Source organism: Phycisphaerales bacterium (genome assembly GCA_029268515.1).
GTDB lineage: Bacteria > Planctomycetota > Phycisphaerae > Phycisphaerales > SM1A02 > JAQWNP01.
This window is the reverse complement of sequence record JAQWNP010000003.1, coordinates 106,078-115,760: the sequence shown is the minus strand read 5'-3', so window position 1 is coordinate 115,760 and position 9,683 is coordinate 106,078. Positions and strand designations below refer to the sequence as shown.

General features: G+C 51.4%; 9 protein-coding genes. 4 read left to right on the top strand and 5 right to left on the bottom strand.

Going from position 1 to position 9,683, the window contains the following annotated elements:
- Positions 1–640: 640 nt before the first annotated feature.
- Both P8J86_02840 and P8J86_02835 read right to left on the bottom strand, forming a co-directional pair.
- Positions 641–1,606, bottom strand: a complete 966-nt coding sequence (locus tag P8J86_02840; protein ID MDG2053621.1) for a hypothetical protein — start codon at positions 1,604–1,606, stop codon at positions 641–643.
- Between the two features lie 76 nt (positions 1,607–1,682).
- A complete protein-coding gene (locus tag P8J86_02835) occupies positions 1,683–2,429 on the bottom strand; it encodes an SPOR domain-containing protein (protein MDG2053620.1) in 747 nt (248 codons plus the stop codon).
- Between the two features lie 161 nt (positions 2,430–2,590).
- On the opposite strand from P8J86_02835, the gene P8J86_02830 reads away from it, so the two are divergent.
- The 3 genes from P8J86_02830 (at position 2,591) to P8J86_02820 (ending at position 5,597) form a co-directional block, all read left to right on the top strand.
- The gene (locus P8J86_02830) at positions 2,591–4,081 is read left to right on the top strand and encodes an AMP-binding protein (GenBank protein ID MDG2053619.1); all 1,491 of its coding nucleotides are present in this window, start codon (positions 2,591–2,593) and stop codon (positions 4,079–4,081) included.
- Positions 4,078–4,995 (top strand): ABC transporter substrate-binding protein, encoded by a 918-nt coding sequence (locus tag P8J86_02825; GenBank protein ID MDG2053618.1) that lies wholly within the window; start codon positions 4,078–4,080, stop codon positions 4,993–4,995. Before P8J86_02830 ends, P8J86_02825 begins: the two co-directional genes overlap by 4 nt.
- 131 nt (positions 4,996–5,126) lie before the next feature.
- Complete coding sequence (locus tag P8J86_02820) at positions 5,127–5,597, top strand: hypothetical protein (protein MDG2053617.1); 471 nt, start codon at positions 5,127–5,129, stop codon at positions 5,595–5,597.
- A 42-nt stretch (positions 5,598–5,639) separates the two neighbouring features.
- Here P8J86_02820 and P8J86_02815 read toward each other — a convergent pair whose 3' ends face one another.
- Entirely contained in the window at positions 5,640–7,154 is a 1,515-nt protein-coding gene (locus tag P8J86_02815) for a peptidylprolyl isomerase (protein ID MDG2053616.1), read from the bottom strand.
- A 489-nt stretch (positions 7,155–7,643) separates the two neighbouring features.
- Between P8J86_02815 and P8J86_02810 the strand changes: the two genes are divergently transcribed.
- Positions 7,644–8,384 carry a YdjY domain-containing protein gene (locus P8J86_02810; protein MDG2053615.1) on the top strand — a complete coding sequence of 247 codons (741 nt, stop codon included), beginning with the start codon at positions 7,644–7,646 and terminating at the stop codon, positions 8,382–8,384.
- On the opposite strand, the gene P8J86_02805 is transcribed toward P8J86_02810, so the two are convergent.
- Together P8J86_02805 and P8J86_02800 are read right to left on the bottom strand one after the other, a co-directional pair.
- Positions 8,359–8,892 (bottom strand): crossover junction endodeoxyribonuclease RuvC, encoded by a 534-nt coding sequence (locus tag P8J86_02805; GenBank protein MDG2053614.1) that lies wholly within the window; start codon positions 8,890–8,892, stop codon positions 8,359–8,361. The two genes, P8J86_02810 and P8J86_02805, sit on opposite strands and share 26 nt — an antisense overlap.
- Positions 8,889–9,623 (bottom strand): ABC transporter ATP-binding protein, encoded by a 735-nt coding sequence (locus P8J86_02800; GenBank protein ID MDG2053613.1) that lies wholly within the window; start codon positions 9,621–9,623, stop codon positions 8,889–8,891. Before P8J86_02800 ends, P8J86_02805 begins: the two co-directional genes overlap by 4 nt.
- Positions 9,624–9,683: the final 60 nt, after the last annotated feature.

Below are 9,683 nucleotides of genomic sequence, written 5' to 3'. Positions count from 1 at the left end.
ACTTTCGTAGCTGTGGATTCCAGTTAGGTCCTGGGTCACGCTTCCAGCAAAGGCAATGCCACTGACGGCAAATGCTCCCGCTGATACTAAAACGATATTTTTCTTCATGACTATCTCTAGCCTCCCTCATTCCTATCTCTAATTTTCCTTGGGCAAGAGTCAGAATTAACTTCACTACCCCTCAAATTGTCCATATGGCCATATGCACAAACAAGTGCGTTTTTGAATCACTCCATTAGCAACAAGCAGCTGGAGTAACTCTGCCGGAGCGTTCCCGCTGGCCATAGTGCGAGGGCGCCTCGGAGAAAGGGTCATTAGAAATTTATTGTTCTGCAGCCAGCGCATAGCAAGCATCGGTCATGTTGCTGGCAGTATCTTTCTCGTTCCTCCTGAAATCCCGTGCTGCAAAAATGCAACAAGCCATACGAACCCCCCACAAATTTAGAGCCCCCCATGCAACCCCCCCCAAAGGGGTCGAATTAGGCTCTCTGTGAGTTCGCATGGCTTTCCGCCAGGACTTCAAGAGCGTCGAAATCGACTTCGTAGATGGTTACACATCTATAAAGGAACGTCAAGCATTGGTTTCCGCAAACGTTGTTTTAATTACCGATTCAACCAAGCAATATGCTTTAGGCTGCTTTCAGGGGCTTGTTGAGATATTGGATAGGCCCGATGATGTGTGGATTGTGGATGCTGGTAAGTAGATATCGTTGTACCAGGCCTGCCAACAGGGGAGATTCCATTCGCATTGGGGTGCTTCAATCCCTGGTAATGAGCCCGTCATGGCGATGAGCGAATCATTGACCACCGTTCGATACTCGATGACGACCGCATCAAGCACCCGCATCACAACGCCTTCATTCAGGACGCTGACGACCGGCTGGAAGGCGCCTGCGTTATCTCCGATGACCGGTATGAGGCCTGAGATATAGGCTGTTTGGGTCACGATCGCAATTTGAGCAATATCACCTCGTCCACCAGCACTGGGCGTGCCAGCATTTTGATTGCCGCTGGTGATCACCTGGGAGGTAATGAGCAGGGGAATCAGTTCGGTGATATTGAGTGTATGAGCGAGGTATGCAGCAACATTGGCTGGTTGATGTGCCTCGCTTCGCAAGGCTTCTTCCAGAATTGCGATGACAGGAGGAGGCGCTGGTTCAGTGAGTTCTAGAGCGGCTAATTCGTCAAAAGTCGCATCGTCACCATAAACAGCAATACGGGCCAGCTCGATTTGGCCTGGAATTCCCTGGTTTGCTAAGTGCTCAATGAGGGCCTCTTGGACATTTGGCAAGCAATGAGCCAGCTCCTCAGCCAGTGGGGCGAGTGCCAAGGGATCGCTCATTCGTTGGATTTGTTCAATCCCTTGAGCCTGGAGGGCCTCGCTCGCATTGCTTGAGAAGTGCTTATAACGCAGCGCGCGAACTTGTTGCCGTAGTTGGAGGGTTCGGCGTCGATTGGCTAGCAGGATCTCTTGGTCGACCTCTGGCGTGGTAACGATGGTGTTGATTTCAAAGCTATCTGGAATCGGCTGTGGACTAGAGATACCCGTTGACGGTTCAGCAGCAGTTGTCAGCCATAGACTGAGGAATATCGTTTGAATAAGCATAAGTCGCTCTCCTGCTCGCTTAAGTGTACACCACTAAAGGAGCGGGATTACAGGTTTTTATCTTTCCTAAGATTGCTCAGCGACTGCCAGAGGGAACAACAATGCAGCCCAGGCTCGCCAGCTTGTCCCGGTCGATATTGGCCATTTTTCGATCTTCATAGAGACCCATCTGCACCAGATAGAGGCCATCACCTTGTTTCGATGAAATGACATTGACTCGGCCGAGTTTGATCACTCGTGGATTCTTGACAAGACTGTTTTGGGCGCGGCGGGCTCGGGTCTCGCTTGCAAATGCACCAAATTGAATCGCCCATTCTCCGGTCGCGACTGTATCGCTGACACCGGCAAGTCTGCGAGCTGTATTGGCCCACCTTCTCGACTTAGAGGCGTCTGGTTCTTTTAATGCTTGGGCCGCAATGTCAAAGTGTGCGGCGGCTTGCTTGTAACGGGAATCACCAAGCGCGATTTGGCCGAGCATCGCATGAGCGCCTCCATTAGTCGCTCGGTCACTGCCATTCTTCGCATCGAGGAAGAGGATCCTCGCGTCAGATTCCTCGTCAAGGTTCCATGCAGCCAGGCCGGCTACATAGGCAGCAGTATGACGTTGTTCGCTATCGGGGCCTTTTCGGGCAAGATCTGCATAAATCTGAGCCTGGCGAAAGTCATTTCGGTCGTAAGCGGTGATGGCGGTATCAAGTGTTTGAGATTGGCGGCTGCTGCCACTGGTCTGGCAGGCAGTCAATCCCAAGGAGGCCACGGCCAAGGCGCCTAGGAAGAAGTATCTGATAGCCTTGAATGAGTCAATGGCGGTGGTTTGGGGCATGTCGTCATCCTGAAAAGGCGGCATTCATGAAAGGGGTGGGGTACAGTGCCTGCAGCCACGGTGATCTCGTACAGGTTGTATCGAACCAATAGCGGAGTGGGCCTGAACTTTGGCAAGCAGTCTGGTGATTTAGTCGTTTTTGCGTAGTGGGAGAGAGCATCATGGGACCGGTCCATTTAGCACTTCGGCGTTTGCTTTGGCGGCCTTTTCGGGTTGTTGCCATTGATGATCATCGGAGTTGGAGAGGTATTCACCTTTACCTAGGGGCTTTACATCTCGCTTCGATTATTGAGAAGGCAACAGATAACCAGAAGGTAGGCATTATGTTGCCAACATCTGGGTTCTTTTCCATGTCATTGCTGGCGACCTGGATGCTAGGGCGAACCGTTGTGCCTCTGAACTATCTTCTTAGTGAAAAAGAGCGGGCTTATATCTGTGAAGATGCAGGGCTTGATACGGTCATTACGGTTGGGCAGATGATTGAAGCAGTTGGCGATTTGCCGGCATCGATCAAGCAGATTCGCCTTGAAGATGAGTCCTTTAAGGGGCTGCCGAAATTTCGCAGGGCTGCGCGCATGCCGGATGATGCGAAGGCGGTCATCCTGTACACCTCGGGAACATCAGGTAAACCGAAGGGTGTGGTGCTCACGAGTAAAAATATCGCCGCCAATGTCATGCAGTGTGTGGAGTGGGCTGAACTCAACCGGCAGATTGTTTTTCTGGGGTTGTTGCCGCAATTCCATAGCTTCGGGTTTACGGTCATGACAGTGCTGCCACTGATGGTTGGATGTCGCGTTGTGTACTCAGCAAGATTTCAACCATCTCGGGTATTAGGGTTGATTCGTAAGCACAAGCCGACAGCAATGTTTGCCATACCATCAATGTTCAATGCGCTTCTTGCAGCCAAAGATGCCAAACCAGATGACTTTGAACACTTTATCTATCTGGTTTCTGGTGGTGAGCCTTTACCAGAAGCAGTTTCAGAGGGGTATCAGAAGCGTTTTGGGGTGACCATTGATCAGGGGTATGGACTCACTGAGACGGCGCCTGTTACGAATTGGTGCCGTCCTCAAGATCGGCGAAAGGGCTCAGTTGGCCAGGCGTTGCCGCGTGTGGAAGAACGAATTGTCGACACAAATGAAGTCGTGCTTGGTCCTAATGAAGATGGTGAAATTCGAATTAAGGGTCCGAACGTGATGCAGGGCTACTACAAGCTTCCAGACGAGACGGCATCAGTCTTTGATGGCGATGGGTTTTTTAAGACAGGCGATATGGGACGAATTGATGATGATGGGCATCTTTACATTACGGGTCGCATTAAAGAGATGCTCATTATTGGTGGTGAGAATGTTTTTCCTCGAGAAATCGAGGAAGTGCTCAATGCTCATCCAGATGTGCATGACTGTGCAGTGATTGGGCAGCAGGATCCGAATAGGGGTGAAGTTCCTTTGGCTTTTGTTGAACTCTTGGATGGGGCGGTCTTCGATTCGATGGCCATTCGAAAATTCTGTCGCAATGGTCTTCCTCAATTCAAGGTGCCGCGAGAAATTCGTCGGGTTGAATCCCTGCCACGGAATCCGACAGGCAAGATTATGCGAAGAATGCTGAGTCCCGATACACCATGTATTGAATCAGGTGTGGCAAACTCATGAGCAAAGATGCTGTAGAAACAATGGATGTTCGGCTTGGTCATAGCCCCGATGCGGACGATATTTTTATGTGGTGGCCGTTGGCTGGAACGGAAGATCAGCCCGCGGTCATTGACACGGCGCCCTTTCGTTTTGAGCTCGTGCCTGCAGACATCGAGGAGCTTAATGTTCGGGCTGAGAGCGGCGAACTTGAAATCACTGGAATCAGCATGGCGCATTATCCAGCTATTTCAAAGGACTACGCACTGACCACCTGTGGTTCTTCGTTTGGTTTGGGGTATGGTCCCAAGCTTGTGTCGCGGAAGCCGGTCTCAGTAGAAGAACTCCAAAAGCATGGCGGCGTGATCGGCGTCGCCGGTATGCGCACCAGTGGATATGCAACGGCGAGGCTTTTGCTTGGCGATCACAATCTAAGTTATTTGCCAATGGCGTTTGAGGCGATTCCAGACGCAGTTTGCAATGGGCAGGTTGATGCGGGTGTTGTTATCCACGAAGGGCAGCTCACCTACATGGATTCAGGCCTGCATCTTGTCAGTGATCTTGGGCAGTGGTGGCAACAGCATTCGGGCGGCCCATTGCCTTTGGGAGGTAATGTAATTCGCCGCGATTTAGATAAGCGATGGGGGCCTGGGTCTGCAGCACGTATCGTGGGTCTGTTGCGGCAGAGTATTGCTTACTCGATGGCGAATCGTCAGGTCGCGCTTGATCAGTGTCTGGCGTTTGAGCAGAGCGATCAGCGGCCAGCTGATCGAAGGCAGACAATCGATCGCTTTGTTGAGATGTACGTGAATCAACTCACGCTCGATCTTGGGGATGCTGGTCGGCAGGCTGTCGAGCAGCTTCTCAGCGAGATGGCAAGAGCAGGATTTGCGCCAGCTGTGGCTGAGGTCGCCTTTGTGGATCCAGAAGGCATCTAGAACTTATTCCTCATTTGTTTTTCTTGCCTTAGCGGATCTTTGAATGTTAGACTTTGGAGCTGTGGTCACTGTGCTACTGGGCATCCAGGGCATGGTTTATCGAACAGAGTGGTCGGGTTACTGAGGTGACTATGAGTCAGTTTAATGCTGCGGAAACGTTGCAGAGATATGCGCCGCCAACCGTTCGGCAGTTCAGTGTGTTTCTTGATAATAAGCCTGGTAAGTTGCTAGAGATGCTTCGGCATTTTGAGGACTCAATCACAGTCCATCTGTGCGCCTTTAGTGTCCAGGAGTCTTCCGATCACGCGGTCATTAGACTCATTCCCAATAATGCTGATGGTGCTCGCCAGTTGTTACGAGAACGTTCCCTCGCATTTACAGAAGTGGAGCTGCTCGTTGTGGAATTGGCCGAAGACCATTCATTGGCCAGCATGTGCATGCATCTGTTGGGAGCAGAGCTGAACATTAGGTTTGCATATCCATTGATGCTACGGCCAAATGGTACGCCAACAATTGCACTGTCTGTTGACGACTACGTGCTAGCGGGGCAGATTCTTCGACGCAAAGAGTTTAGGCTTGTTGGTGAGGCAGAACTTCCCTAGTGTGCTTTAGGGCGGTGCGAGCCCAATTCATATTTTGCAGTCTTATGGTGTCGTCGGGGTCAGCGTCGTGGGTGTCGTTTCGTTGAGTGGTTCAGCGTTGAAGAGCTGCTTCGGTGTGGCACCTTTGATCGGGCCATCTTTTGTGAAGTTCATATTGGTGTAAATCTTTGTGACCTCGTAGTCGTGATCACGCTTGCGAAGCACCATTGCGGATTCAATAATGTCCCCGCGATTGAGTGATCGGGCAATGTCCAGTCCGTCAATAACACGACCAAAGATTGGATGGAACTGGTCCCGACCAGGTAGTCGCTTGGAGGCCAAGAAAAACTGGCTGGATGTGGAGTCAGCTGCTTCATTGACAGGCGTGCTGCGCGAGTACATGCCAAGGCTGCCGGAAAACATTGGTCGACCTATTTCGTCGGGTATCCGGTATCTTACGCCCCATCGATCATCACCGGCGAGCCAAGCACCTTCATCTGGGGTCGGAGCGCCGGCGAATATTTGACCATTGGGTGTCAGGCGATTGAATTTGTTCTGGTTGTAGAAACCATCTTCTACAAGCTCAATAAAATTAGCAGTCGTGTTTGGGGCGTCATCCTCAAACAACTCTAGGATAATGCGTCCTTTGTTGGTAATAAATAGGATCTGAGGGTTGTTGTCTTCGGCCTCTTCTTCTGAGCGGCGGGCCTGTTCGGTGGTCCATAGCTCAGCAGAGCGATTAAGTTTAGTTTCGATGCTGGTGATCTGCTTTTGTTTAGCCTGATCATCATTTTGGTTCTGGATCGCTTTGGCCTTTGCGTAACTTTCTAAGGCATTCGAATACTGATCTTCCGCTTGAAAGGCATCTAGCTCGGCCATCAGCATTCCGAACGTCAGGTTGCCGTTGTCGGATTGGTAGCCAGCAAGCCAGTCATGGACTTGGCGATACTCGTTGATGCTGTTGAGCGTGTTTAATCTCATCTCAAGGAAAGTTGTGTCATCGCGAGCTTCAGTGGCCATGAGTTGCTCGAGGATCTCTTTGAGTTGATCTCTGTCTTTCATTCTGTAAGCAAATTCAATCCAGTTTTGGCGTAGTTGTTGATCTGCTGGATACGCGGCGTTTAACTTTTGATAGGTATTCAGTACATCATCACTCGAACCATTCTTTTTATTCAGTTCAAGCCAGTAGTCACCAAGTTTTCGATTGTCTTGTGCGGTCCGCCAGAGTTTTTCTGTGAGTTCATTGACTCTCGCGTTTTCACCCAGCCATAGTGACAATTGAATTTCCTGGGCCAATCCGGCCTGGTAATTCGGGTGTGCTTCATTGAACTGTCGCGTCTTCTCACAGAGCGTTTCAATCGTTGCTCGGTCTGATGGCTTCATGCCGCCTTGGCGATTGATCGCGCGAGAAAGGCGATTGAACGTCTCCCTGAGCCGGGCGAATTCTTCGTTCGTAGTTTTCGGCGCTGTAATAGCTGCTTGCCCATTGTCCGCAGCCTGGGCTTCTATTGGACTGGCTTGTTGTAGGGCGTTGCTATGGAAAGCAACGATGAGTGACGAGATCATCAACAGTGACATGGGGGCGATCCTCAGTTTTTTTATTCAGTGACAGTGATTTGGTGTGTAGTACGGTTCAGGTCGAGTCTTATTGCTCATTAGACATTAGTCCAAAATTCTAAGTCATGGCAAGCGTTATACGCTCTAAAGCCAACCGTGGTTGGGCCTTAGAAAGGCGATCGCATGGGATTAGATAAATAGTGGCCATGCTGTCGTAGCAGTCTTGAATGTGCCGCCTGCTTGAGTGTCCTGTATTAAAGGTGCCGTTAGGGCCGATGAGGCCGGTCATTTCCAGTGTGGAAAACATGTCTCGTTCAGAGTTCAGATAGCCATAATCCGATAACCTCAAGTGTAGCGGAGCGTGATCTCGCTCGCTGCTTTCTATGCCCCCGGAAGGGCTCGGTATGAAGCTCGTCTTCTGCCGGGCCTTTTTTATTGGCGGTGCCGGCCCCCATCAGAATAAAGTAATCCATGACCAAATATGCCGTGCGATCGGGGAGGACCAGAGCGATGCAAATGGAAACAGGCATCAGTCTGAGGCTGATTGTTTTGATATTGATCATACTGGCCATCGGTAGTGGTTGTCGGGCCTCCCCAAAAGGTGAGCGCCAGCAGCACCAAAGTCAAGAGCAGATCGTTCCGGTTGGCCAATACATCTCGGTTGACCTTGGTCGGAGACATGTGTTGTTGCAGGGCGTCACATGCTTGGAATCTGGCTGGCTGGAACAGGTCGTATGTGGTGTTGGTTCGCGAGAGCATGAATCCTTGGTGGTCACATCTGCTTTAGGCAGTGAGTTGCATGCAGCGCTGTTGCTTTCTGGTTTTCGCCCTGGATCGCCTGGGTATTGGCGTCATGGCCCAAGCGATCCAAATCTGATTGCGGTGGCGCCCACAGGAGATCTGATTGAGATCAGTCTCCTTTGGCAGGACGAACAAGGGCAGCAGCAGCAGCAGGTCAGTTCATGGATTAAGCAAGAGCAGGGCCAGCCCTCTGATCACAAGTGGGTATTTGCAGGTTCAAAGATGGCGCCACCCCCAGGGCAGGATTCTGGCGCAGAATTCTATTACGCGGATAGCTCGGGGTCACTTGTTGGCCTCGTTACCTTCGGTGATGAGGTAGTTGCCCATCGTGCAGTGGTTTCAGATCAGGTAGAGGTGATGGCGCCAATGTGGTCAGTTAACGAAAAAGCTATTCCCCCAGTAGGGACCCCAGTGACAGTCCAGTTTAAACCTGCGGTCTCGAATCCTTAGTCGCCTGTTTCGTGAGTTGGCTTGTGGCAAGGCGGCGAGCTGCGCAGAGTGCGATTGCCAGCGCATCAGCCACATCAGCAGGAGTCGGTGGCTCTGCGAGGCCGAGTTGCTCGGCAACGGAAAGTTGCATTTGAGCCTTGGTTGCGCGGCCGTTGCCAGCAATTGCCTTTTTGACGGCTGGAGCGGTGAGCTCATCAAATGCAATTCCACGGGATTCACCAGCCAAGAGAACTACGCCTCTGGCGTGCCCCATGATGATTGCTGTTTTTACCTGGCGAACATGCGAGAAGAGGGTTTCCACCACCATGAGATCAGGCTTTAGATCATCCAGGACACAACAAAGATCATCATTAAGTTGCTTTAGGCGATAGTTCATTGATCGCGAGGCAGTCAGTTTAATGGCCCCGCCTTCTACAAGCCGTGGCTCCATAGCGCCTTCGTCGAGATCGAGGCATCCGTAGCCGGTAATCACAAGGCCTGGGTCGATACCAAGGACACGCACGGTCATTGGTCTGCACCATTGGCCAGTAATTTGCTTTTGGGTTTTTTGGGCACGTCACGATCAATCAAGCCATCCTTGAGGTGGATTGATCGATCGCACCTATCTGCAACACTATTGTCATGAGTCACCGTAAGTATGGTTAGGCCCTGCTCATGAAGTTCATCAAGAAGTTTAAGGATGGCGAGGCCGGTTTTAGAGTCAAGGTTGCCCGTCGGTTCATCGGCAAGAACCATTGTGGGGCTTGTGACCAGTGCGCGGGCTATCGCGACGCGCTGTTGTTGTCCGCCGGATAGTTCTCTAGGGCGGTGCGTGAGCCGATCGCTAAGGCCGACCTTGTCGAGGTGCTCAATCGCCAGTTGGCGTCGTTCCTGGCGGCTTACTCCTTGGTAGAAAAGTGGTACTTCGACATTCTCGACGATGCTCATTTCACTAATCAGGTTAAACGCCTGAAACACGAAGCCAATTTTCTTTCCGCGAATTCGACTGAGTTGGTGGTCATCGAGATCTGAAATTCGCTCGCCATCAAGTTGATAAATTCCATCAGTAGGCTGGTCTAGGCAGCCGAGAAGGTTCATAAGCGTGCTCTTGCCGGAGCCCGATGGTCCCATGATGGCTAGGTATTCGCCGGGATCGATGCTCAAGTCAACGCCACGCAGTGCCTCAACAAGGATTCCACCGTCTGGACGGAAGTAGGTCTTGGTGACCTGCTGGAGTTGAATTAAGGGGCTCTGGGGCATGGGTTCTATTTCTCTCCTCTCTTATTGTACGGGGCGAGCCGAGGAGTGGCGGGCTTTGGT